Source organism: Pseudomonas sp. 8Z (assembly GCF_902506535.1).
Taxonomy (GTDB): Bacteria; Pseudomonadota; Gammaproteobacteria; order Pseudomonadales; family Pseudomonadaceae; genus Aquipseudomonas.
On the sequence record NZ_LR733827.1, the window covers coordinates 985992 to 1009728 of the forward strand.

The 23737-nt window shown below is 62.2% G+C and carries 29 protein-coding genes; 6 read left to right on the forward strand and 23 right to left on the reverse strand.

What is annotated here, in order from left to right:
• Positions 1-30: 30 nt before the first annotated feature.
• Entirely contained in the window at positions 31-930 is a 900-nt protein-coding gene (locus AERO9A_RS17385; protein ID WP_159973176.1) for a LysR family transcriptional regulator, read from the reverse strand.
• A 101-nt stretch (positions 931-1031) separates the two neighbouring features.
• On the opposite strand from AERO9A_RS17385, the gene AERO9A_RS17390 reads away from it, so the two are divergent.
• The 5 genes from AERO9A_RS17390 (at position 1032) to AERO9A_RS17410 (ending at position 4621) form a co-directional block, all read left to right on the forward strand.
• Positions 1032-1895, forward strand: coding sequence for an MBL fold metallo-hydrolase (locus AERO9A_RS17390; protein ID WP_159973177.1), 864 nt, complete (start codon positions 1032-1034; stop codon positions 1893-1895).
• Complete coding sequence (locus AERO9A_RS17395) at positions 1892-2584, forward strand: SDR family oxidoreductase (RefSeq protein WP_256665994.1); 693 nt, start codon at positions 1892-1894, stop codon at positions 2582-2584. The genes AERO9A_RS17390 and AERO9A_RS17395 overlap by 4 nt, the downstream gene beginning before the upstream one ends.
• 257 nt (positions 2585-2841) lie before the next feature.
• Positions 2842-3384: a chalcone isomerase family protein gene (locus tag AERO9A_RS17400; protein ID WP_159973179.1), complete on the forward strand. Its 543-nt coding sequence runs from the start codon at positions 2842-2844 to the stop codon at positions 3382-3384.
• An 8-nt stretch (positions 3385-3392) separates the two neighbouring features.
• Positions 3393-3926: a DUF3833 domain-containing protein gene (locus AERO9A_RS17405; protein ID WP_159973180.1), complete on the forward strand. Its 534-nt coding sequence runs from the start codon at positions 3393-3395 to the stop codon at positions 3924-3926.
• Positions 3923-4621 carry an SDR family NAD(P)-dependent oxidoreductase gene (locus tag AERO9A_RS17410; RefSeq protein WP_159973181.1) on the forward strand — a complete coding sequence of 233 codons (699 nt, stop codon included), beginning with the start codon at positions 3923-3925 and terminating at the stop codon, positions 4619-4621. Before AERO9A_RS17405 ends, AERO9A_RS17410 begins: the two co-directional genes overlap by 4 nt.
• 7 nt (positions 4622-4628) lie before the next feature.
• Here AERO9A_RS17410 and AERO9A_RS17415 read toward each other — a convergent pair whose 3' ends face one another.
• Positions 4629-5030, reverse strand: coding sequence for a hypothetical protein (locus tag AERO9A_RS17415; RefSeq protein WP_159973182.1), 402 nt, complete (start codon positions 5028-5030; stop codon positions 4629-4631).
• A gap of 670 nt (positions 5031-5700) precedes the next feature.
• Here AERO9A_RS17415 and AERO9A_RS17420 point away from each other — a divergent pair.
• Complete coding sequence (locus AERO9A_RS17420) at positions 5701-6147, forward strand: hypothetical protein (protein ID WP_159973183.1); 447 nt, start codon at positions 5701-5703, stop codon at positions 6145-6147.
• A gap of 114 nt (positions 6148-6261) precedes the next feature.
• Here the strand turns inward: AERO9A_RS17420 and AERO9A_RS17425 are convergent, their stop codons facing one another.
• The 21 genes from AERO9A_RS17425 to AERO9A_RS17525 form a co-directional block, all read right to left on the reverse strand.
• Positions 6262-6717 (reverse strand): DUF1353 domain-containing protein, encoded by a 456-nt coding sequence (locus AERO9A_RS17425; protein WP_159973184.1) that lies wholly within the window; start codon positions 6715-6717, stop codon positions 6262-6264.
• The gene (locus AERO9A_RS17430; protein ID WP_159973185.1) at positions 6717-7253 is read right to left on the reverse strand and encodes a DUF4376 domain-containing protein; all 537 of its coding nucleotides are present in this window, start codon (positions 7251-7253) and stop codon (positions 6717-6719) included. Before AERO9A_RS17430 ends, AERO9A_RS17425 begins: the two co-directional genes overlap by 1 nt.
• A 1-nt stretch (position 7254) precedes the next feature.
• A complete protein-coding gene (locus AERO9A_RS17435; protein WP_218580148.1) occupies positions 7255-8682 on the reverse strand; it encodes a hypothetical protein in 1428 nt (475 codons plus the stop codon).
• A complete protein-coding gene (locus AERO9A_RS17440; RefSeq protein ID WP_159973186.1) occupies positions 8682-9257 on the reverse strand; it encodes a YmfQ family protein in 576 nt (191 codons plus the stop codon). Before AERO9A_RS17440 ends, AERO9A_RS17435 begins: the two co-directional genes overlap by 1 nt.
• Positions 9254-10324, reverse strand: coding sequence for a baseplate J/gp47 family protein (locus AERO9A_RS17445; protein WP_159973187.1), 1071 nt, complete (start codon positions 10322-10324; stop codon positions 9254-9256). Before AERO9A_RS17445 ends, AERO9A_RS17440 begins: the two co-directional genes overlap by 4 nt.
• Positions 10324-10641, reverse strand: a complete 318-nt coding sequence (locus tag AERO9A_RS17450; protein WP_256665995.1) for a phage GP46 family protein — start codon at positions 10639-10641, stop codon at positions 10324-10326. The genes AERO9A_RS17445 and AERO9A_RS17450 overlap by 1 nt, the downstream gene beginning before the upstream one ends.
• Before the next feature lie 390 nt (positions 10642-11031).
• A complete protein-coding gene (locus AERO9A_RS17455) occupies positions 11032-11580 on the reverse strand; it encodes a phage baseplate assembly protein (protein ID WP_178111151.1) in 549 nt (182 codons plus the stop codon).
• On the reverse strand, positions 11577-12704 hold the full coding sequence (locus AERO9A_RS17460; RefSeq protein WP_256665996.1) for a phage baseplate assembly protein: 1128 nt from the start codon (positions 12702-12704) through the stop codon (positions 11577-11579). Before AERO9A_RS17460 ends, AERO9A_RS17455 begins: the two co-directional genes overlap by 4 nt.
• Positions 12688-14073 (reverse strand): DNA circularization protein, encoded by a 1386-nt coding sequence (locus tag AERO9A_RS17465; RefSeq protein ID WP_159973190.1) that lies wholly within the window; start codon positions 14071-14073, stop codon positions 12688-12690. The genes AERO9A_RS17460 and AERO9A_RS17465 overlap by 17 nt, the downstream gene beginning before the upstream one ends.
• Positions 14070-16550 carry a phage tail tape measure protein gene (locus AERO9A_RS17470; protein WP_159973191.1) on the reverse strand — a complete coding sequence of 827 codons (2481 nt, stop codon included), beginning with the start codon at positions 16548-16550 and terminating at the stop codon, positions 14070-14072. The genes AERO9A_RS17465 and AERO9A_RS17470 overlap by 4 nt, the downstream gene beginning before the upstream one ends.
• Before the next feature lie 123 nt (positions 16551-16673).
• Positions 16674-17048: a hypothetical protein gene (locus tag AERO9A_RS17475; protein ID WP_159973192.1), complete on the reverse strand. Its 375-nt coding sequence runs from the start codon at positions 17046-17048 to the stop codon at positions 16674-16676.
• 6 nt (positions 17049-17054) lie between these two features.
• Entirely contained in the window at positions 17055-17426 is a 372-nt protein-coding gene (locus tag AERO9A_RS17480) for a phage tail protein (RefSeq protein ID WP_159973193.1), read from the reverse strand.
• An 11-nt stretch (positions 17427-17437) separates the two neighbouring features.
• Entirely contained in the window at positions 17438-18535 is a 1098-nt protein-coding gene (locus AERO9A_RS17485) for a phage tail sheath C-terminal domain-containing protein (RefSeq protein WP_159973194.1), read from the reverse strand.
• Positions 18532-18771, reverse strand: a complete 240-nt coding sequence (locus tag AERO9A_RS17490) for a DUF2635 domain-containing protein (RefSeq protein WP_159973195.1) — start codon at positions 18769-18771, stop codon at positions 18532-18534. The genes AERO9A_RS17485 and AERO9A_RS17490 overlap by 4 nt, the downstream gene beginning before the upstream one ends.
• Entirely contained in the window at positions 18771-19334 is a 564-nt protein-coding gene (locus AERO9A_RS17495) for a phage protein Gp37 (protein ID WP_159973196.1), read from the reverse strand. The genes AERO9A_RS17490 and AERO9A_RS17495 overlap by 1 nt, the downstream gene beginning before the upstream one ends.
• Complete coding sequence (locus AERO9A_RS17500; RefSeq protein WP_159973197.1) at positions 19334-19825, reverse strand: phage protein Gp36 family protein; 492 nt, start codon at positions 19823-19825, stop codon at positions 19334-19336. The genes AERO9A_RS17495 and AERO9A_RS17500 overlap by 1 nt, the downstream gene beginning before the upstream one ends.
• Positions 19822-20238 carry an HI1506-related protein gene (locus AERO9A_RS17505; protein WP_218580149.1) on the reverse strand — a complete coding sequence of 139 codons (417 nt, stop codon included), beginning with the start codon at positions 20236-20238 and terminating at the stop codon, positions 19822-19824. The genes AERO9A_RS17500 and AERO9A_RS17505 overlap by 4 nt, the downstream gene beginning before the upstream one ends.
• Before the next feature lie 3 nt (positions 20239-20241).
• Positions 20242-21147, reverse strand: coding sequence for a Mu-like prophage major head subunit gpT family protein (locus tag AERO9A_RS17510; RefSeq protein WP_159973198.1), 906 nt, complete (start codon positions 21145-21147; stop codon positions 20242-20244).
• A 23-nt stretch (positions 21148-21170) separates the two neighbouring features.
• Complete coding sequence (locus AERO9A_RS17515) at positions 21171-21566, reverse strand: hypothetical protein (RefSeq protein WP_159973199.1); 396 nt, start codon at positions 21564-21566, stop codon at positions 21171-21173.
• Positions 21567-21569: 3 nt separating this feature from the next.
• Positions 21570-22553, reverse strand: coding sequence for a phage protease (locus AERO9A_RS17520; protein WP_159973200.1), 984 nt, complete (start codon positions 22551-22553; stop codon positions 21570-21572).
• A gap of 56 nt (positions 22554-22609) precedes the next feature.
• Positions 22610-23638, reverse strand: coding sequence for a hypothetical protein (locus AERO9A_RS17525; RefSeq protein ID WP_159973201.1), 1029 nt, complete (start codon positions 23636-23638; stop codon positions 22610-22612).
• Positions 23639-23737: the final 99 nt, after the last annotated feature.

The following is a 23737-nucleotide window of genomic DNA, read 5'->3' on the forward strand; positions in this document are numbered from 1 at the left end:
CGCTGGCCGAATGCAAGTACGGCTGCTCTTTCAGGGTTGCCAGTGCGCTTCGCTGGCCAGGCGTTCGGCGATGAAGTCCAGCAACAGGCGCATGGCCGGCAGCATCTGTCGCCGTGTGCCGTACAGGGCGTGAATGCCCAGCTCCGGCGGCTGGTAGTTCGACAGCAAGCGCACCAAACGTCCCTCGCGCAGCAGGCCATCCACCGAGTACAGCGGCTGCAGGCTGATGCCGCTGCCAGCCAGGGTCGCCTCCAGCAATACCATCGACTCGTTGGCGCTGAGGCTGCCGGTTACCGACACGGCGCTCACCTCGCCCTGATGCTCGAACTCCCACAGGCTGCGGCCGAAATAGGCGTAGGCCAGGCAATTGTGCCGGGCCAGATCCTCGGGGCGCTGCGGCGTGCCGTGCCGCGCCAGGTAGGCCGGGCTGGCACAGACCACCGAGCGGCACACGGCCAGGCGCCGGGCGATCAGATTGGGGTCGAGCTGATTGGTGATGCGCAGCGCCAGGTCGATGCGCGCCTCCACCAGATTGACCGCTTCGCTGCCGACCAAGAGATCGACGCTGACCTGCGGATAACGCTCGGTGAAGGCCTGCAGCGCATGCACCAGCCAGGCCTGAGCGAAGGACTGGCTGCAGGTCATGCGCAAGGTGCCGCGTGGCGTATCGTCCGCACTCTGCCCCAGCGCCTGCATGCGCTCGGCCAGCGCCAGCATCTCGCGGCACTGCGGCAGCATCTGCTCGCCGGCCACGGTCAGGCTCAGCTTGCGCGTGCTGCGGTGCAACAGGCGTACGCCGGCCCAGCCTTCGAGTTCGGCCAGGTAGCGCGAGATCATCGCCCGCGACATGTCCAGCCCGTCAGCGGCAGCGGTCTGACTGCCCCGCTCCACCACCTCGACGAATACCCGCGCCGCTGTCAGTCGATCCATGATTCGCTCGGTTTATGCAACAAAGATGGCCAGCTTACGGGGCTTTTCGCTCGCCGGGTAGCGCATAGGATGCAGCCACCCTTACCTGCCTGGAGATCACCATGTCCCTCGCCACCCGCCTTATCGCCGGCATTGGTTTGCTCGCGGCCGTCGGCAGCGCCCTCGCCCAGCCGCTGACCCTGGACACCTACAACCCGCGTGAAAAGGCCGTCTTCCCGGTCAGCTCGACCCTGATCAGCGGCGAGAAGGATGCCATTCTGGTCGATGCACAGTTTTCCAACACCGAAGCCCAGGCATTGGTCGAACGCATTCGCGCCAGTGGCAAGCGTCTGACCACAATTTTCATCAGCCATGGCGACCCGGACTATTACTTCGGCCTCGACTTGCTGACCCGCGCCTACCCCGAAGCCAAGGTGCTGGCCACCCCGGCCACCGTCGCCTACATCGAGAAAACCCGCGCGCCGAAGCTGGCTTACTGGGGGCCGATCCTCAAGGACAGTGCGCCGACCCGCACCCTGGTGCCGCAAGCGCTGCAAGGCAATCAACTGGAACTGGAAGGCCAGCGCATCGAGGTGGTCGGCCATGATCCAGAGCACACCAGCCTGTGGATTCCCAGCATCAAGGCCGTGGTTGGCGGCGTGCTGACCAGCGCCAACATCCACCTGTGGGTCGCCGATGCGCAGAGCGCCGAAGCACGGCAGAGCTGGCTGAAATCGCTGGACGAACTCGAAGCCCTGCAACCGACCACGCTGATCCCCGGTCACTACCTAGGCGAACCGGCGATGAACCTGACCGACCTGCACTTCACCCGCGACTACCTGTCAGTTCTGGAGCAGGAGTTGCCTAAGGCCAAGGACAGCCAAGCACTGATCGCAGCGATGAAGGCGCATTACCCGAACCTGCAAGATGACAGCAGCCTGGAACTGAGCGCCAAAGTGCTCAAAGGAGAAATGCAGTGGCCGTGAAACGCCAAATTCTGATCTGTGGCGCCTCACGCGGGCTGGGCCTCGGCCTGGTGCGCGCCTTTCTCGACGCCGATTGGCAAGTGCATGCGGTGGTGCGTGAACTGCGCCCAGCCAGCCCGCTCGAAGCGCTACGCACCCAGCGTCCAGATGCTCTGCAAGTGATCACCTGCGACCTCAACCGCCAAGACGCCTCCTGCACTGTCGCGGCAGCCCTGCAGGACCAGCGCCTGGACTGTGCGCTGTTCAATGCCGGCGTCTATGGCCCAGCACATCAGGACCCACGCCAGGCCGAAGGCGAAGACATCGCCCAGTTGTTCCTCGCCAACGCCATCGCGCCCATCCGCCTGGCCCAGCAACTGGTCGATCAGGTGGTCGACGGCGGCGTGATCGCCTTCATGAGTTCGCAGATGGCCAGCCTGGAACTGGCACGCGCCGCCGAGATGCCGCTATACGGCGCCAGCAAGGCAGCGCTGAACAGCCTGCTGCGCAGTTGGCAGGCGCAACTGCCACAACTGCCCTGGAGCCTGCTGGCCCTGCATCCCGGCTGGGTACGCACCGACATGGGTGGCGATGCCGCGCCCTTGAGCGTGGAGCAAAGCGCCCGCGGCCTGCGCAACGTGATCATCGATCAGTTGCAGCGGCGACACTGCGCCTTCCTTGATTACCAGGGCCAATCTCTGCCCTGGTAAGCCTAAGTAACCCATGCGCCCAACAGTGTCCCCCGACCTGTCGGGCGCATGGCTTTGTGAGACGACAAAAGCGCAACGACACGGCTTGCAAAATGATCGCTATAGCTCTACAAAAGCTATACACATAAAATTCTTGTACAGGTTTTACTGACCGACTGCGCAATCCGGCAGCTCACCACTCCCCTTTTTGGCTGCCGGATTTTTTATACCCTGGCGCGCGCTACACGCGCTCGCACCACAAAATCGGAGGGATAAACATGGCGGCGCTCGCCTCGCGCCTCTGGGTGCTGTTGCTGCTCAGCCTGATACTGAGCCTATCGGCACAGGCCAACAGCCCAACCGGCTGGCGCGCCCAACTGCCGCAGGCCAGCCTGGTTGGCAGCGGGGACTTCAGTTGGTTCGGCTTCACGGTCTACAACGCCAAACTGTGGAGCCCGGCACGGCAGGTAAACTTCGAGCAGCCCTTCGCCCTGGAACTCACCTACCGGCGCAGCATCAGCCGCGAAACCCTGGTCGATACCAGCCTCGACGAAATCCGCCGCATCGACGCCAGCGCCCTGCAGGGCGAGCGCGAAGCTCAGTGGGCGCAACACATGCGCCAAGCCTTCGTCGATGTGCGCGATGGCACCCATATCACCGGCGTCTACCTGCCAGGCCAAGGCTGCCTGTTTTATGTCGACGGCAAACTGCAGCACGAGGTCGATGATCCGTCCTTCGCCCGCGCCTTTTTCTCCATCTGGCTCGACCCGCAAACGCGCAGCCCAAAACTGCGCGCCGCCCTGCTCGGCCTCAACCCATGAGGTATCCCATGAAAGCTCTGTTGATGGTGCTGACCAGCCTGCTACTGATTAGCTGTGGCCAAGTACCGGTCGAGCGCTACGCAAAAGAGACACCAGCGCTCGACCTGCCCACCTTCTTCTCCGGCCCGGTACAGGCCTGGGGCATGTTTCAGGATCGCTCCGGTGAGGTGATCAAGCGCTTCCACGTCGACATCCAGAGTCGGCGCGACGGCGACAAGCTGATCCTCGACGAGCGCTTCCTGTACAGCGACGGCACCCGCCAGCGCCGGGTCTGGACGCTGACGCCCGACGGCACGGGCCGCTGGATCGGCACCGCCGGCGACGTGGTCGGCGAGGCTATCGGCGAAGTCGCAGGCAATGCCCTGCACTGGCGCTATCACCTCAACCTACCGGTGGGTGACAGCACCTACGTCGTCTACTTCGACGACTGGATGTACCTGATGGACGACGACACCCTGATCAACCGTTCGGCGATGAGCAAATTCGGTGTCGAACTGGGCCAGGTGACGCTGTTCTTCCGCCGTGGCGCAGCCCAGCCATGAGCCTGACCAGCCTGGGCAGCGACTACAAGGCGCTGGTGATCGGCGCCAGCGGCACGCTTGGCCAGGCCTTCTGCCAATTGCTGCGCGCTGATGACAACTGCGCCAGCGTGCGCGAGCTCAGTCGCGGCAGCACGCCGGCACTCGATCTAGAAGCCCCACACAGTATTGCCGCTGCTGCTGAGGCACTGGCCGACGAAGGGCCTTTCCAGCTTATTTTGCACACCGCAGGGCTGCTGCATCGCCCTGGCATTGCGCCGGAGAAGAGCCTCAGCGCCATTGAGGCCGACTCCTTGCAAGCGGTGTTTCAGGTCAATGCCCTGGGCCCGGCGCTGGTGCTGCGTCACTTCCTGCCGCTGCTCGACAAGCAGGGAGCCATGGCCATGCTCTCGGCCAAGGTCGGCAGTATCGGCGATAACCGCCTGGGCGGCTGGTACGCCTACCGCGCCTCCAAGGCCGCGCTGAACATGCTGATCAAGACCGCCGCCATCGAACTGGCGCGCAGCAAACCCAAGGCGCGCCTGCTCAGCCTGCATCCCGGCACGGTGATCTCCCCACTGTCACACCCCTTTCGCGGCGCCACAGCCGCGCGACCGGCAGAACTGGCTGCGGCGCAAATGCTGCAGGTGATCGACAGCCTCGGCCCCGAGCACAGCGGCAGCTTTCACGCTTACGATGGGCAGCCACTGCCCTGGTAAGAGTCGACTAAAGGCCGCCAAACAAATCGAAGGAATCGAGCAAGCGCCAGGCGATTTCCGGGTTCTTTTCCATCGCCCGGCGGATGGCGGCAGGAATGCTCTGCCGGGTCTTGCGGCACAAGCCTGGATGCGTGTCGAAACGCATATGGATGCCACGCATAGTGCGTACTTCGCTATGCGCGGGTTCGATATGCAGGCGAATGCCCAAGTTCTCGAACATACGCTGCTGCATACGCCGCAAGTCCTCCAGGCTCTGCAGACTCTCCAGGCGCTCAAGCAGGCGCTGCTCCTCGTTGCGAGTCAGCAGCAGCACACGCGTGTCGGCGCCCGGCACCTGCAGCAGTTCGTCGCGCTGGCAGTCGCAGGCGCCGGGTGGGCAGGGATTACGCAAGGGTAATGGGGAATTCATGGTTCTGATCATAGCCATCGCCGGGCGAGCTGCCCATCCATGGCTACCGGCTGGCTGACGTCATGAGGTGGGAATGAACATGTTGAGGGGAATGCTGGTTTGATACTGGACTGGCAAGTTTGTGTTTTTTGGTGTTCTGGACGCCGCTACGGTGTGTTCGGAAACTCCTTGTTTCGCCCCCTCGGGCGACTCACTTTTCTTTGAAATGCGCAAAGAAAAGTAAGCAAAAGAAAGCGCACCCCCGCCATCCGGGTCTCGCTGCGCTCGACTTCCCTCACTCCGGCACCGCTCCGGGGTCGGCTTGCAAGGGCCATCCATGGCCCTTCAAGCCTCTCGCGGCATCCATGCCGCTCGCCCCCTGCGCAATGCCTACGTTCGGCCTCCTGAAGGGGGATTTTCGCGCGCCTGAAAGTATTGGTTTCACTCGAAAGCCATGTCGTTCTCTGTGTAAGCGCGCGCCGTTTTTGGCACCGCCACGCGCAGTGATTGGCACTGCCTCTCACGGGCAAAGCCGTCTAAATTAGCGGCATAATTGGCACCTCAGAACAGTCCTGCAGGCACCACCCCGATGCCCTCGGCACGAACCTCCAGCGGATGCGATTTAGCGAATTAATTGGCACCAGAACTGGTGGCCGGTTAGCTTGGCAACCATCACGCCAAGGAGTGAAAAATGCCCAGTAAAGAGGATTTAAAGGCAGCAGTTAGTGAGTACAAGCAGAAGCTAGCGTCCGATGAGGAAGACCAAGTGCAGCTCGTACGCCGACTGGAGGCGGAGGCCACAGAGTTTGGACAAATGGTCTCGAAGTGGCTTTATCTAGTGGATGAAGACCTCAAAACCTCTGTAGCCACAGAGTCAGTGACTGGCCCCAGGGGAAAGCTCATTGAGCTTAAATCGATCCATATCGAAATTCTGAACAGGACAATTTCAATCAGCGCAGAGCTTAGGAATGATGCCGTTACCTATCCTCTGACAGGGTTGGGGGATAAGGAGCGTCCGAATGTCGTGCGGAAGGAAGACCAAGTGTGGAAGGTTCTTAGGGCAAATGACGGTACCTATGTGAGCCACTTCAACGAAGACTACTTGATTGATCGTCTTATCCGCCTGCTGAAGCCTTAACAGCAAGCTCCCCGTCGTTCGCGCGAGCAGGAGGGCCTTGGCTGGCTTGCAGGCCTAGACTGCTGGTCGGCGGCCCGTTTGGGTGCTGGAACACTGAAACGGGTCGCCCTCTCTTTACTGCTTGTTGTAGCGCCAGTGCCCGCCGATACGGACACCGGCATACATGAGCCAGGCTCGCCAACGGGCCACGCCGCTGGCGCGTAAGGCTTGGTAGAACACTCGATCCGCCCAATAGCGGGACAACTCTCCGGTGGCGTACAGGCGGTCATGAATGGTCGCCGCCGCGTGGCCATAGCCGACGACGCTGGCGTATAGCGCCAGGGCGCCAAACCCCGCAGTGCCGACCGCAGCGCCGAGCATCGGCAGGAACCAGCCCACCACCAGACTCAGAGCCAGCAGACCCACTGCGATATTGCGTAGCGGGCGTACGCTAGCGAAGTCCGTCTCGAAGCCGGTCGGAACGTGCACAGTCGGCCCGGCAGGGTCGTGGTACATGAACTCGGTGAGTAGGCGGGCCAGTTCGCCGCCATCGAGCAGTTGCACGTTCAGCGGCAGAGGAAAGCGCCCCATCACGGCCACCACTTGTCATCGGTGTAGTCGGCCGGAATCGACTCCATATCCTTGAGTTGTCGCGCGGCGAAGATCAGCGCTTGCTTGCGCTCTGCCGCAGCCTTTCCGAAGGCGACCACGGTTTGTGCGTCCATTGGCACAAGGCTGTTGTCGCTGGCGATCCAGGCGAAGTCGACATCGGCGTTCGACCAACGCAGGTCGCCAGGCTGCGCCCCGGAAACCACGGCCATAAATCCGAGCTGTGCGGCGCCCGCGATGTTCTCACGGTCGGTTGCGCGGGACTGGAACGTCACGCCTTGGAACTCAATGCCTCCGTCAATGCGGCGGTCGCGCTCGGCGTCGACATCCGCAGCCCCAGCACGGAATGAGGGAGGAACGAACTCTATGGGGTTGCCATCCTCGTCCACATCGAGCTGTTTCCCGGCCAGCTCGATGTACCGTTCTTTTGTGATTTTGACGACGGGCTGTCCAATTGCATCGCCCGTGGCATTGCCGGGGTAAAGGCCGCGCGTTGCGGCGCAGAAGAAGTATTCCATGTCATTTACCTAGGGAAATATAGAAGGCTTGTTGAGCGCCTGTCGGCGCGCCCGATGCTCCAGTAGCAGAATCAAGAACAATCGTCAGCGTGCTGAGACTTGCGGGGAATGTGCTAACAGCTAGTGAGTCATTAACGAGCTGAGCGCGCTTGTAGTTGCCCACCGCGCCCCAGTGTTCGCTTGGGTATGCATGCGCGAGTGTTACCGTAGCTGCGCCGCCATTAATTGCCGTGTTGATGTCGGCATATCCCCAGTTTGCAATCACCCCCCCAAGCCACGTAGGAAACGCGATATATCCATTTGCAGCCAGCAAGCAGGAGAAACCCTGACGCAACTTTTTCGGCGTCACTGTAACGTCATCGAGAGAGCCTGCATCGACCTCTTCTTGTGTGCCTACACGCAGTACGCCACGAAGCACTTCCGTAGCGTTTGCAGCGGCTGAACGTAGGGCCTGGAATACGCTCAGCGGAGACATCCAGCGTTTGGTTGCAGTTCCGGCCTCAGCTTCTAGCTTTGTTGCCTCATCGTCGCCCGTAACCAACACCGTCCACGTCGACCATGCACTACCAGACCATTGGCTGCGCTTATAAAAGTTGCCGAATGGATCAATGAACAGCTGATGTCTACCGCCTGAACTACCTCGCTCATAGTGCAGCAAGGTGCCAATCATGCCGGGGGACGGAGGCGTGCCAAGCGTCGTAGCAACGACGATGTAGACGCCATTAATTGCTAGGGTGTCGATATTGGTGGTTTGTGCTGCAACCCACGCAACACCGGCCTGGCCTAGCGCGACGGCGTCGGCAATACCATACCCCGCCAACGTCGTTGGCGTACCACTGCCAATCTTGCTCCACGGCAGGCTGGGAATATCCGCTGCAGTAAGAGCCGCCCCCGCAGTTACCAGCCCCTTGGCATTGACGGTGACCTTCGGGTAGGTGCCCGCAACTGCACCGCTGTCGGCCAGGGTTAGGGCGATGTTGGCGTTCGCGCTACCGTCAAAGGACGCACTGCCACTGCCAGCACCGCTGATCGACACGGTGCGGGCAGTGGCAAGTTTGGTCGCTGTTGCAGCATTGCCCGTGGTGCTCTGATTACCCGCCGCATTGACGCCCGGCAGGTTGATGTTGGCCGTGCCGTCGAACGCCACACCACCAATTGTGCGCGCGGTGGCCAGCTTGGTCGCGGCTACGGCTGTAGCGCTCGCGTTTAGCTTTCCCTGTAACAGCACTCTTATGGCAGCCCGCAACTGGGTGTCATCATTCGGGTCAAGCGATAAGCCGGCGTCCTCGATCACGGCTACCAGCTCTCGTTGAATCGCATTGAGCCAGGCTGCACGCAGCAGCGTTGCAGGAATGCCGCCCGCCGCGCTGCCTTCGGTGAACTCGCCCGCCGCGTTGGCCGTGTTCGTGCTGTCGGAGATTTTCTGCATCAGTTGGCACCGTATCCAAAAATGAGAGTTGCATGCGCCGGTTGCATGGCTCTAAGCCTGCATTCAAGCGATTTGTTACCCCAGACGGCTAACGCCTCACCGGCTGCGGTCGTACCCGCGACGGCGCGAAACACCGTTACAGCAGGCGCGTTGACGCGCCAGGCGCTAGTCCAGCCATCACCGACAATCGGATCTCCCGCGCGAACCGTCCCGACCCGTGGCGGCATGAACTCGGTGATGGTCACCTCATAACCGAGGTCGGCCGCTAACTGGATGAAGAACGCCCGAGACTGACCGCCCACACCGCGAAGCCTGGCGATGACCGCCGCCACACGTTGGCGCACGGTCATGTCGTCGCCCACGACACATGGGTCAGGCAGGCCCAGTACGCGCTCCCAGTCGTCCAGCGCGGCGGCGTTGTCAGGCCACGCCCTGTCCAGCACCTGATCACCTGCACGGTTGGCCGCTTCCAGGCTTGCCGCCTGCGCACGATTGAGCGCCGCCAGCAGCGGCGCCGCACCGTCGTAGGCCTCGGGTGGCAACAGAGCGCGAAGCTGATCAGCGACCCCACTCACGGCATCAGGCTCAAGGTGATGGTGCCGGGCCGAATCCAACCCACGGCGTCGGCCACGTCGGTGGCGGGCACATTGGTGTCAGGTGTTTGCACGACACGGTCGACCACACCGGCCAGGTTGGAAATGAGGGTGTCGATACGCGACCGGCGCAGGGTATCGCCGGGTAACAATGCACCGAGGGATTGTGCATAGGCCGTATCGGCTGCTGCCTGCACGTCGGCGAGCGTGTATCCGGCGGCCAGCTCAACCTGTGCCACGGCATCCACAACGCGCACAAGAGGCGCGTAGACGAATACCTCGGCTGTGACCGGACGCACTTCGTCGATGTAACTCGCACAGGCATCAATGACAGACTGACTCGGCACGCCATCGGCTCCAGTGATGACCACATCAACCGTGGTTGGCCCACGACGCTTGGGTAGCACGGTGGCGCTGGCCACGCCATCGACTTCAAGCGCCCAGCGCCGGTAGTCATAGGTGGCGCCACCTGCGGGCGGGTTGCGGATGATATCCAGCAGCCGGGTCAGCACTGACGCCATGCTTTCCGCATCGACGCCACCGGCCAGTTCGCCGGTCAGCGTGGCGCTGGAGTCCAACCCAAGCGGCGCACTGGTGAGAATCAACGCGCCGGCCAATTCGTTTAGGCTGGTTCCAGACGTTTGCGCCGTCACTGATAAAGTGGCGGTGCCGTCCTCGCCTACAGTGGCATCGGCATTGGAGGTCAGCAGCTCACCGCTGGCCACATGGGTAAAAACAGCACCGCTATCAAGGGTGACGCCGACCGAGCCGGTAATCACGGCGATGCCTTCTGCAGCGACGGCCGCTTTCTGAGTCAGGCCGCGAATAGCCGCGTGGTGCAGCAGCTCTTCCTCGTCGGCTAGGTCAGGGAATATCTGGCGGTAGAGCCAGGCCAGCTTTTGATAAATACCCTCGACCACAGCCGCCACGGCCGCAGAGCGCACGAAGTTGTCACTGTCGCTGCCAATATCAGCATCAGGTAACTGGCTGACGATCTCGCGCAGGATGGCGTCGCGGATGGTTGGGTATGAAGGGGCGCTAAAGGCCATCAGATCACCTGAACATGATGCTGGAAGGTCTGGGTGCGGCCACCAGCGTCCGTCACCTCGATTAGAAGCAACAGGCGCCCGTCGTGCGGCTGCTCAGCCGTGACGTCAATGGCAATGGCACGGCCGTCATCAAGCAGGCCTTGCAGCGCCTCACGGGCGTACTGAACGGCCAGGCGCGCCACCCGAGGGCGGTCTTTTTCGCGGCGCAGGGTATACAGCAGTGAGCCCAACTCGGGATCAGCCCAGTAGCTGCCCAGCGGGATCATCAATCGGAGGTAGACGGCGTTCTGCAGCGAGCTGATTCGCTCGCCGGTCAAGTCGCCTGTAAGGGGGGAAATGCCTGCGTCCATAGGCAGGCAGAGTGCCCCGCGTGCGGGCGGGGCGGTGTTTCAGCTTGGTTTAAGACGCTGCAAGCGCCTTAGCCTTGATTTTCACGAACGCGTCCTCAGACTCGTGATGGTAGACCGCGTTTATGGGCGCCTCTATCAGCCCTGGAGTCTGGGAACGTGGCCCGTCATAGATGCCTGGCTTAGGAAGCAGCCCAACTACTTCCCCGTTTTCGAGCAAACCCCAAGCTGCTACTGGCGTGATGTGAGGTGGAGCAACTTCCTCGCATACGTGAAACCAGCCTTGGCTAGGGATGATCTGAATAATTTTCCGCACAATTCAACCTCCTATGTTGATGAAGGCCAAACCCTACCACAACCTCACTGCTGCGCGTCAGGCACCGGACTGCTGCCGTGCTTGTGCCCGTTATAAATCGCCCGATCCTCGCTCATGGCCCTGATGCCGTCACTGACTTCGCCTGCCGCCGCGATGTGCCCAGCGGCCTCGATCTTCGGCGTCTCAAACACCACCTTGGTGCTAGCCTTCACCACCAAGGTCTGCGTTTCCACCTCGATCAGCCGGCCACGCTTTAGGTGGATGTAGTCGCCTTCGTCGGTATACAGCGCCACTTCGCCGTCAGCCAGCTTGACCCGATAACGCCCATCCTCGCTGGCGATCACCACGCTATGGCGTGACGTACCGCCGACCGGCAGCACGATGTACTCGGCCCCGGCCAAGGGCGCGGAGGTGAAGCCGTAGTGCTGCATCAGCTCGCCGCTGACGTTCTCGCCTGCCAGCCCCTGCATCTGCACGCCGATCTGCGCGCCCTTGTGGTTGTTGCGGGCAGCGATGGCACGGAAGGCCTGGCGAAAGCTGGCACGTTCACGGGCAGCCTGCTCCCGCATCAGCCCTGCTAGCCCTCGGCTCATAGTTCACCTGCCGCTTTACGCATCACAAAATCCCTCTCAGCGTCAGATGCTTTGCCCTTGCGGGTTTTCTTGGCAGGCCTGGCATCGAGCACCCAGGTTTTGTCCTCTACCAGGTTAAGTTCGGTGATGGCGCCCTGGCGGGTCAGGCGCAGGGTGCGTGACATCAAAAAGTAAGTGCCATCGACCTGGTGCGGCTCGCTCTTCACCACCACACGCTGACCAGGTGCCCACACAGTACCGTTGCTGTTGCGGTGGCCATGTACCACAGCCCGGATGGCAAAGCCGTCCAGGCGGCTATCGGCGAGCAGTTTACGGGCGCGAGTGGTGGCCATGTCCTGGCTTTCGCTGGCGCTGTCGATCACCACTTTGGGGCGAAAGATGCCGCGCTTGGCTAAGGCCTCATCACGCACTACCGAACGCAGGCTGCTGCGGCTGGTGTCGTAGCCATCGTTATCGTACTGGCCGTGTTGGCCCAGCAGGGTGATTTGGCTATAGCGCCCCGGCATCGAGCGGCGCACCGACAGCCGTTGCACGTTATTGCCCTGGCCATCACGGCGCATAATCAGCGTGGCCACCGGGGCAGCCTCATAGTCCGGGCCGCCTACCACTAGGCGGCCGTCCGGCTCCATCCAGGGCCATAGGCCATTGGCCTCGGCAACCTGCAGCAGCGCTTCCCATGCGCTCTGCCCAGGCTCGATCTGCACGCGCCGACTGATACCCGCCTTGGTCGCACGTACGTCCACTTTGTCGATACCCAGCGGCTTGACCACCTGGTTGATGATGTCGCTCAGCGAGGCTTCACGCATGGCCACGAACGGGGTCGAGCAATCCACCAGGATGCTGGCCCGGTCGCGGCCAGTGATGCGTACTGTATGGCGCTGGCGGGAGATGTCCTCCTCGATCTCGTCGATAACCCCGGTCAGCACACGCTCACCGTCCAGGGTCAGGCTACAGGGCACCCCTTCAGCCAGCGCCGGTGGCAAGCTGGCACCGCCCTCGGTGAACACCTCCAGCTCGAACGCATCGCTGGGCGTCAGCAAGTCGCTGTCTACCGACCAGCCGTCCCAATGCTCATGAGCATGACCGCCGATAGTCAGGCGGATGGTCTTACTGGGCGTAGACACGAAGCATCTCCCCAGCCGGTACGGCATACGGCGTGCGCAGTTGCGGATTTAGGCGCAACAGCTCGGCGGCGCGGCTGTGGTCGCCGTACCAACGGTGAGCCAATAGACGCAGGCAAGCCGTGGTCTCCACCTCGCGGTCAACCAGGGGCGGACGCAGCAGCACCACCTGGCGTGCCGTCTCCAGCACCAGGCTGGCCACCGCACGCAGGGGCTCGATGACGCGCAGCGCCTGCTCTACGCCATACAGCCGACGATGCAGCACGATTGCGGCCTGTGCCAAACCTCGCGCTGAACCCACCAACTGCTCAAGCTCGGCGGGGCTGAGTGTCGGTGAGGATCTTTCAGCGTCAAGAATCAGCGCCACCGCCGAGGCCTGCGCCAGGGCCAGTTCGGTTATCACCAGCACCGTCATAGCCCAGGCAGTGGCCTGCACGGGGTCAGCGGCCTGGGCTTCATCGAGCAGCCCCTCGGGCACGCTGGCCACCGTGGCAGCCGGTACATCTTGCGCCTGGCGAGCGGCCAGAATAAACGCCGTAGCTGTGCGTGCTACCTGGGCATCCATCGCCGCAGCACCCGGCATGGTGGCAGGCAGGTTGTCCAGGGCCAGCAGCGAGCGAGCCAACACCAGTGGCTCACTATCAGTTGGCGCCACGGACGCGCTGATGGCCGAACGGATCTCAACCGGCGTTCGCGGTATATCCAGCAGCGGGTCGAAGTTGGCCGCCGAGCTGCTGCCTGAACCAGAGCGCACCAGGCCCAGTACGCCCGACAAAATGCCCCCTATCTGGCTGCGCAGTTGAGCCAGGCGCAGGCCGATACCTGGCAAGCCCAGGACGTTCTCCAGCAGGCCGACCCAGCCACCACCAATCCACTGCTGCACGGTGGCCACCAGGACATCGAGCTGGCCGAACAGATCCAGCAAACCATCCTGCCAGGTCGGCCCCGTGTCGGCATCGAGCACGCCCACGTCGACGAACTCAAACTGCCGTTCAAAGAACGGGTTGCCCGGCGTACGCTCCAGAAACACCAGCGCCACTTCGGCATAGTCCGGGCGCTCGGCGCCGTGTTGCACCGTCCAATCCTGGGCTACTACATCCAAGCGGCCGTAAATGGGGTGGATCAGCACACCTGGCCCCGGTGTATCCAGGGCACCTAGCAGATTCTGCAGCTCGATCTCGTAGTTGATCCCCCATATCACCACGTTCAAGGAGAAGCGGCGGGCACCACGGCCCAAGTCCTCCACCTCGTCGCCGTCGCGGTAAGGTACGCCGTGGGTGCTCAGCGAGCGCTGCGCCTGCAAGTTCTCATCTTTGACCTGCAGCGTTACTCCCCGGTAACTGGCATCGAGCAGCGTTTCTTTCCAGCTCATTGGCCGCGCCTCGCTTGTATGCCCGCACGTCGCTCAACGTCGGCATAGATCATGTCCGAGTCCGTACGCACTTCAATGACCAGGGGCTGGCCGACCAGTGACTGGATCTGGTTGAGCAGGCCTTGCACAGCGCCCGCGACGTCGGGCGTAAGCCCAGGCTGGCCGGCAAGCGGGGACGGCGGGTTATCCAACCTGGCCGCTGTGGCACCGGCCCATGCGCCAACGCCATCGGTACGGGTAATCTGCTGCACATCATCGCGAAACTGCTGCGAGTGGGTGACATCCAGCAGTTCCAAGCCAGTGACCGGCTTGGCGCTGATGGCATTGCGTAGGCGGTTGTTGAGGTCGCTGGCCCAGGTCTTGGCGTCGGCAATGGACTGGCCCTGCGAGGTCAGCCCCGTTTGCTGGTGAGCCAGGCGCTGGGCATTGTCGTTGAGCCAGGTCTGCCGCTCACCGTAGCTCAGATCCTCGGGCGCCTCGTCGGCCAGGGCGATGCGGTTGCGATAGAAGGCTTCCTGGTAGGTTTTCTGGCCATCGGTCAGCGACTTGTCACGGGGCACCATGGCCAGGCGTGCTGCGTCGTCTTGCGCCCCCGACGCCCCGGATAACAGTAGGCTGCTGCCAACTACAAAACCTGCTGGCCCGAATCTTTTCGTCAGCTCCAACAGCCCGACGAGCTTGCCAAAGTTACTGACTCGATTATTAGAGGGTGAGGGCCGCGCTGGCGGCTTTTTGTTTGGCTTATCACCTGTCTCTGGCAGATCAATGCCACCAGCTAATCCTGCCGCAGGCCAGTTGGTGACGAACACCGACTGCACGCCGGTTGCTTCCTCCAGCACCTTGCCAACGGCCAGATTCTTGAGGGTATCCGTACCACCCAGGAACTTGTTCAGCAACGATCCAGCGCCTGCTTTGGCACCGCGCCCGGCGTAGTAGCCCGCCACACCAGTGCCTACAGCCCCTGCCAGCATCTGCTCACCGGACAGGTTCAGGTCATCGAGCAGGTAAGTGCCAAAGTCGGCGAATGACTTGTTGAGCGGCTGGGCCATACGGTCGATGGCTCCGCCCAGCACCGAGCGCATGCGGCCAGCGGTGCCGGATGCACTGCCTATGTTATCGGCCAAGTCTTTATTAAATACGGGGGCGCCTTCGCTAATAGCTTGAGTGTGGCTTGCAAACTTACCTAGAACGCCATCACTCAACAGGTAGCGGACGCCACGCAGCAGATCCTGATCCATCCCCTTAAAGACCGTGCCCATGTATTTAGCGCGCTCTTTATCGGTGGTGAGCCGCCCATACTGTGTGCCGATATCCTGTAGGAAAGTCAGCGGACTGCGCGTGCTTCCGTCCTTGTTGTAGTACGAGAGGCCCGTGGCCTTGGTGATCTGGTCGCGGTACTGCGGGTTTGTGAACATGCGCAGTGTGGATGCCGCCAATGTGCCCAGCCGGTCGGGCGCCCCCTCCGTCGCGGAGAGCGTCTCAACAAACGCCAGGGACTGCTCCAGGCTCATACCTGCGGCCTGAGCGTCTCCCCCAATTTTGGGGAAAATATCGGACAGGTTCTCCAGCTCGGCCCGACCAAGACGGCCAGCGACTGTCATTTTCTGGAGCATGTCCAGGGCAGCGCCGCCTTTCTCCAGATCGATATTGAAAGCAGCCGCACCGGACATAAGAGCGTCCGCCAAAATGGCCGGGTCAGCCGCAGTCACCGCGCTGGCCTGGCCCATTGCATCGGCACTCGCCTTGACTGCCGCATAGCTGAGGCCACCCGCCAACAGGGCATCCCCACCCGTGTAGATGGCCGCTGGATCGACCCCGTAGGCCGATCCAATACGTTGCCCTTCTTGTCGCCATTCGTCGCGCTGTTGGGTGGTCATGCCAGCGGTTTGCTGAGTACGAATCAACTGGCGATCCAGCATCGCACTGTTCTTGAGGCTCGCCGCTGCCCCGACACCCACGCCAAAGCCCGCCAACTGGCCCATGGTCGAGCTGCCAAAGCCCTTGAGCCGGTCGAACTCAGAGCGCACGCCCGCCGCAATGGTCTTCAGTGCTCGCAGGTTGCGGCCACCGTTCTGCGCCATACGGCGTAGCGCGTTATCGGTGTTGTTCACACTGCGGGCTAGCGGCTGCATGCCTTCGCGGTCAGTTCTGACCAGTTCGGCTTTGGCATCCTTGGCAGCCTGACGGCCGATGAGCCCCAGTTGCTTGAGTTCGGCCTGGGTCTTGATGACGTCCTGGCGCAATACGCCAGCGCCTTGCGTGGCAGCCTCACGCATCGCCTGGCGGATGATGCGATAGCTGGCGGCCCCTTCGCGCCCGGCCTTGTTGACCACCGCTCCAGCCTTGTTGGCTTCGTCGCTCAAGGCCTTGGCGCCATTCTTACCCGCCTGGCGCAAGTCACGCTCTAGCTGCTGCACCTCACGCCGGGTGTTGCCCGCATGGGCTTGAAAGCGCAGGGCTACGCGCAGGTCACTCATGTTTCACTCCAGGTTGCTAGGCGGGCTTCTTGCGCTGACTGACGTAGCGAACGGCTTTCTGGCGGCCGGTCAGTAGATCAATGCGGCTTTCGATCTCTGCCCGGCCCATCTGGCGGATCTCGGCTAGGTCGTAGCCTGCTCGGGTGAGGGCGTGCTCGATGCGGCGCCAGTCGCCGAGGCTGCGCTCGGCTGCGCGAGCTTTTTTTCCAGTTCCGCGTCGGCCTCGGCAATCCGCGCCAGGTCGCCCTCGGTCAGGCTCTCGCGCAACAGCTCAGTGGTCAGGTTGTCCGGCGGGATATCGCCCACCGCCAGCAACTGCTGGCGGTACACCTCCAGGGTCACCAGTTGCATGGGGCCATGGGGGTGTTTTTCCTGGGCGGTGATCAAGTCCCCGGCCACTGCCACACGCAGGGTGAAGCTGCGGTGAAAGGAGCCCGCGAAGTACACGCCAACGCCCAGCTCTTTGGTGATGGTCAGGCCATTCCAGCGCTTATCCATCGGGCATTACTCCTGGTAGTAGTTGAGTGCGGTAATGGTCAGGTCGCGTTGGGCTTCGCCCTCGACCTTGTAGTTGCTGCCCAGCTCGACCAGGGAACAGCCTGTCCAGGTCTCGCGCAGACCGCCGCCGTCTTGCGGGTAGATGGTCAACTTGGCATCGACCAGGGCGCGCCAGTCCGGCTCGCCGGTTTTCGGGATGGCCACGCTGATACGCAGGTCATGCTCTTCGATGCCCTTGGCCGTGCCGGTTGGGCGGCCAGTGCGGTTCATGGTCTTTACAGTGGTGCGGCCGGTCTTGAGGGTGGGCTCAACGCTCACCACCTCGTAATCCGTCCCGTTGATTTCGAGCACGATCTGCCCGACGAACTTGTCAGCCATGGTTTGACTCCTTACAGCAGCATGTCGATGCGGCCAGCGAATACATGCAGGCCGTTGACGACATCGGTGGGAATGGCAGCGTTGAGGCGGTTGGCGTCCTGCAGGGAGCGCTCCACCACCAGGCCGTCGGCGTTGGCGTCGACCTCTTCGACGATCTCCAGCTCCTCGCACTTCTTCAGTACGTCCAGCAGCTCGCTACGCACGGCGGCAGCCGTACGGCTCGACAGCTTGGCGCGCGGGAAGCGCAGGCGGATGCGCTCGCGGCAGGCCTGGCGCACGTAGTACAGGGTGCGAATGCTGGTCAGGTCGAGCAGCGACACGTCATCGGCACCGGCTGCGGACTTGGTGTAGGTGGATACGGCGCGGACGATCTGCACAACATCACCGGCGCCCACCTCCAACGGGGTTACGCCGTTCTTCAGCGCGGTTTCCTGCTCCACGCGGCCCAGGCGCTGGGTGATGGCTGGCACCTTGAGGCCTGCCAGCACCAGGGTATTGAGTGGGCGGGCGGGATCTTCCTCGGACGCGATCACCGCTGCATAAGCAGCCGCCACCTGGCGCGGTGTCGAGCTGCTGCCCGGCAATACGGCCAGGGTAATGGCACCGGCATTGAGCGAAGCAGCCAGGGTCGTGGCTGCCGACAGCGAACTGGTCAGCGCGCCCACGCCGATGATGCTCTGTTGCTCGATGCTGTCGGTGTAGGTGGCAATGTGAGAGCGCAGCGCCGTCAGTGCAGCCTGGCTGAACCAGGCAGGCACCAAAATCGTGAAGTTGCCCAGGGCAGTGGCATCCAGCGCGGCGGCAATGTCCGGCTCGGCATCGCCTTCGGTCACCACACCGACGCAGGAGATAGCCACATAGCGGTACGCCGTAATGGCAGCGGCCACCATCTCGGCAGCTACATCACCGAAGGCTTTCTTGGCTTCATCGGCGCTGTATACCTGGGTGGGCACATTGGCTGCAGCAGTAGCCCCTTCGCCCAGCGGCACGATCAGGCAGATGCTTTGCGCGTTGGTTGGCAGCGTACGCACCGCCAGGCTGGTGTTGAACTCGAAATAGGCACCGGGCTTGCGGATCGATGCCGGGATGGTGTCAAAGCTGATGGTCATGCGCGGGCGCCTCTCTTGGCCTTGGCGGCGTGTTTGGCACTGGCCTCTGCAGCGTCTGCTACAGGGGCCGGTTGTTCGGTGGCCTCTGCCACCAGGGTCAGCTCACCGCTGGCGACACGTCGGCGGTAGTAGCTGGTATCGGGCACCACTACCGGCTCAGCCGGGTTGTGCGTGATGTGTTTGCGCGGCTCGGTCTCGTACGGAACCTGCAGCCCTTCGGCAGCGGTAACACGCATCAGGTGTTCTCCAGGTCGATGATGTCGATGGCCACCGCCTCGGGGCTGCCGGGCGGTACGTGGTAGTGCAGATCAACGCCAAGCAGGTCGGGCAGTGCCTCGGCGGGTTTCTCCCAGTCCAGCTCGATGGCGAACGACTGCCCGAGTACGGACAGGTAGTCCGCCTGCAGCTTGCCGTTGACCAGGTTGGCCAGGTCGGTCGGAACAACCAGGGCGCGGTCAGGCCAGGGCTGCCAATCCACCAGCTTGGCCATGCAGGCCGACCACAGGTCGTAACTGCCAATATCCCGGCCCGTACCACGGCGGGTTGTGCGCTCATCGCGGGCACTACGGGTGGCAATCACCAGGCGAAAGGTGATGGCGACGCTGTAGCGCCCCTGGGAGCGCTTGCGGAACACCGCCTTGGGCGTGGTGAGCAACAGGGCCGGGCAGCGTTTGAGCAGGCCCGCCAACAAATCCGGGTCGCCCAGTTCGCCGCCATAGGTATCCACCGCGATCTGGCGGTTCTGCTCGCGCAGTTCCTCCAGGCGGCGCTGGATCAAATCCTCCAACTCGCCAAGCATTACAGGCCGCTCAGCGTGTTGCGGTTGAACATCCTTGGCTGGCTACTGAGCCGGAGCCCAGACTCACCAGCCTCGGATGCGCCCCGGCTCTCGTCTTCCTCGGCGAGTGTTTCGAGGCGTTTGATCACATCCTTGTAACGGGCACGTACTGTCGACTCTTCCTTGCCCGCGTCATCCACCAGGTGGTAGCGGGCAAGCTCCATCAAGTCGTCAGCGACCCACACTGGCGCATCCACGCCAGCCTTGCGAAAGCGCAGGTAGAACGAAACCTCACTGCGCGCCCGCGTCACCGCGTCGGCAATCCGTGCCAATGCCTGTACGGCAATTGCAACGTCCTCGGCCGGCCAGGCGCCCATGTCATCACCGCCTGCGGCTGCGGTCAGCAGCTCCGCATCGATGACATACTGGTCGCGCGGTACAGCGAGTTCAGTCAGTTGCTTGGCGCCATAGCGCACAATCATCTGGCTGGCGGACGGCAGTGAGAGGTTCATTCGCCGTTGCCCTCGCCACCCTCACCCTTGCCGTCTTCAGCGCCTTTCGGCTCTTCGGTAGCAGCAGGGGTAGCGGGTTTCTGTGCAGCAGGTTTGGCACCGGCCTTGCCTTTTACAGCGGCCTTAGCACCAGTTGCCTTAGCTGGCTGCGCAGCCTGCGCCTTAGCCGGCGTAGTACCAGGTGCCTGGGTAGAACCGGCCGCAGCCGTGGAAGGGGTGTTTTCATCCTCCAGCTCCTGTTCCAATTCTTCAGGCGGCGTCACGCCTTCAACCACCACCAGCATCGGTTCCGCGCGCAACTGCTCCAGTTGCTCGGCGGTGAAGCTGTCGTCGGGCCAGTAAGTGCCAGCGGTCGAGTGGGCTACGCCAGCACGGCGAAAGCCGTCGGCCAGCGCGGTAATGAGCAGTCCCATGCGTCAGGCCTCCCCAGTCGAGCCGTAGGCCAGTTGCCAGAAGCCGTAGCCACCGGCTGCACGGGCTTCGGCACCGAACTTGAATTTCTTGCGGTTGAACACGTCATCCGCTTCCGGGTCGGTCTGCTGCACGAAGTTGGGGGCTTCGCGTTCCTGGTAGATGAACGGCCTGACCGGCAGGCTGGTGTCGAGCAGGAACCACGCGGTATCCGACTCGATGCGCGCATCGACCACCAGTTCAGCGGTGCCCTTGTAGGGGTTGGCCTTGCCATCTTCCAGGCGGTCGTTGGTCAGCAGTGCCTTGGCGGTGTCTTCCAGGGCCGGGCCAACCAGCAGGATGGTCGGCTTGATGCCCAGCGGGCGGCCGTCCTCATCCTTGAACTTGCGCATGGCGGTGCGGCCAGCGCCATAGCTGGCACGGGCTGCCGCCTGGCTGGCAATCGACAGCGCTGCCGTGCCTTTATTGCTGACACTGCCTTTACCAACCGGGTGGTCGGTGTCGAAGAAGTATTGCCCGTCATAGCAGCGGTTGGTGAAGGCACCATTGACCAGCTCGTAAACGATCTCGTCCGGCAACTGCTTGGCCGAGTGCCCCGCCATCTGCGCTTGCGGCGCATAGATGCCCATTTGGTCATCCTTGATGTGGTTGCGGTCGACCTCGACGGTGGCTTCCCAGTCTTCGTTCTCGACGGTGTAGGTGAAGGCCTTCAGGTTCTTGACGTGTTTTTCACCGATCCAGCGGCGCATGCGCGGGAAGGCGCTCAGCCAGGCATACAGGTTGCTGCCCGTGCTGGATGGCACCTTCATGGCGATCTTTTCCCAACTGGTGGGTGCCGCCGCGAATGCGTTGTTGAACAGGGTTTTCAGGCCGACGAATGCCGCCTGGATGGACTCTTTATTGATCAGCATGCGCTATGCGCTCCTTGGTTGGGTTACTCGACCCACACGCCGTCCGCGTCGATGGCAACGATCTGGCCCGCAACGGAGCGGGCGCCTTCGTTGTCATCGGCCGCGACGGTTTGGTCGTCGACGATGTAGGCGCTACGGAACAGGTGGGCCTGGGTGATCGAGCCGTTGTTCTCCCACTTGAAGGCCTTGCCACGGCGGATCTCGACGGACTTGGCACCGGCCGCGCCGTCGCGGTTGTCCACGTACTCTTCGGCGCGGCCGATGTAGGCCAGGCCGCTGGCCTCATGGCCTGGCACGGCAAAGCCCGTGGCGTTGGCCACCAGCAGGGCGCCAGCGAAGATACGCACGTTGGCGCCGACACCGGCCACCACCACTTCGCTGGCGGCCTGCGGGGTATTGCGGTCTGCGGTCAGTGGCATGGGTTAGCCCTCGCTCTGCAGGGTTTTGGCGTACTCCACCGGGTCAATGCCAAGCTGCGCGCACATGGCTTGCTGCTCGGTATTGAGGGCGGTGGCGGTTGGGGTGGGTTTGCGCTCGCCCAGGCCAGATGGGGCAGCGACAACCGGAGCTGCAGCCACGAAGCTACGGAAGCGCTCCAGGCCGCCTTCTTCCTGACAGGTCGCACGGTAGTAGTCCGTGGTTGCCGGGGTGATCTTGCCTGCCTTCAAGGCGGCATCGATCTCGGCCTCCACGGTCTTGTCGTGCTCGGCCTTCTTGCTGCTGGCCAGCGCCTGCTCGGCGTTGGTGGCGCGCAGCAGCACGTTGTCGTAGTCCGTACGGGGTACGAAGCGCTCCAGGGAGGGTTGCTCGTTGTTCTTGGCCTGAGCGGTGGCCTTGAGCTGGGTGATGGCCGCAAGGGCCTTTTCTTCGGAGTCATCGACCGACAGGCCGAGAGCTGCCGCAAGCACAACAGAAAGTGCCATGGGTTTCTCCAGGGGTGGGGTTTCGTGGTTCAGCGCGGTAAGCAGGAAATTCGGCTTATTGGTGATCCCGGCGCTGACCAGCAGCGCAATGCGCGTGGTGTCCGGGTCGTAGTCGAATACGGGGGAAAGGAAGCGGTACTCTTTATTGGCCACCTGGGCGGCGGCGCGCGGGTTCCATTCGACGCGCCCCCACAGGGCGCCATCGCGGATCTCAAGCTCTTTGATCCAAGCCCCGGCCGGGGCCTCTTCGCCCTTGGGCGCCTTGATCTGGGTGGCGTGCTCCCAATCAATCGGCAGATCGATGGCACGCCCCGCGAAGGAAGAAACAACCAGGTGCTGCGACGGTTCATCGAACAGCCACTGGCGGCCATCGCGACCACGAACCACCGGGCCAGCCGGAATCAGCTCGACCCACTCCGGCGCTTGACCATCAGCGGTCAGCGCGGCGGAGAGGTCGGTATTGAGTGCGAGGAGTGTTTTCATGCCGCCAGAATGGCGGCATCAGGTCAGGCGGGGAGTTTCAGGAGGGTTTAAGGTTGCTAGCGTGGAAGCCTTGGGGAACGGCTTTCGTCAATCTCTGCGGCACCAATAACAATGGCTTTTTTTATTTCATCGCCGACCATACGAGCGTTGATGGCTAGCTGTACGGGCGTGCGCGCCCATTCAGCCTCACGAATCACACTTCTATGACGACTATCAAGCGTATCGTCTTGCACAATTGCGATGAACTCCTCACCTGTTTCTTCATCTTTAACGCGGATCTTAAAAACGTCGATTTGAGAGGCATCGACCGTTTGAACGCGATAACGCCCATCGAGACGGATCTCTTTCGATTCACGCCTGGCGTTTTTAGTCAATTCACTGGCCAGTTCGCCCTCGATCTGTAAACCGCCGATTGACGACTCCTCTGCTTTGCGGACAGAGCGAACCAGGTCTCGGTGTGCGTCCTCTGCGTACTCGCGCACATTTGCAGCACGAGGCTCATCCCTAACAGCATCAGCCAGTATCTGCATGCGTTTGATATCAGCCTCGTCGGCGTAGCGGCGTGATTCAAGCTCCGCAATCCGCTCCTCAGACTGAAGCTCGGCGACACGCGTAATACGGCGTTCCTCCAGGTAGGACTTGAAAGCGCTGGTACCGAAATAACTGGTTGCGACAATGAGGGCGATGATGACCAAGCTTTTCGGCGTCAATTTATCACCTGCCTTTTCAACGAAGCGTTCGAGGAGCGCCTGGAAGTCAACAGTGAATTTTGAGCTTCCTGCTTCGACCTTAATCCACAACTCGAGAGCGTCTTTCTCATCTTGAGTAAGACGGTTGATATTGGCCGAGTTGTAACGAGCAAGGGAAAATGTGCGATAGATGGCTTTTTGAAACTCAAGAAAACCCTGCATGACGCTGGGGTTGATCGTTCCGTTGTAATTATCGCCCTTGACGATGATTTGCAGCGTGGGCCAGCCTTCAAATCGTATCTCGACATGATCTGGCAAATGGCCTGACGTTGCGAGTTGCAGCGTGTCGTATGCGTCCTGTTCGGATCGAATGACAATCTCTTTTCCCTGAGCCACCCCAACACCCCCGTAATGGCAATGAGCCCTCAATTCTTCTCGACCTGCACTTTAGGGGCGGCCAATGGATAGAGCAACGCTTTTTGCGGCCATCCATGC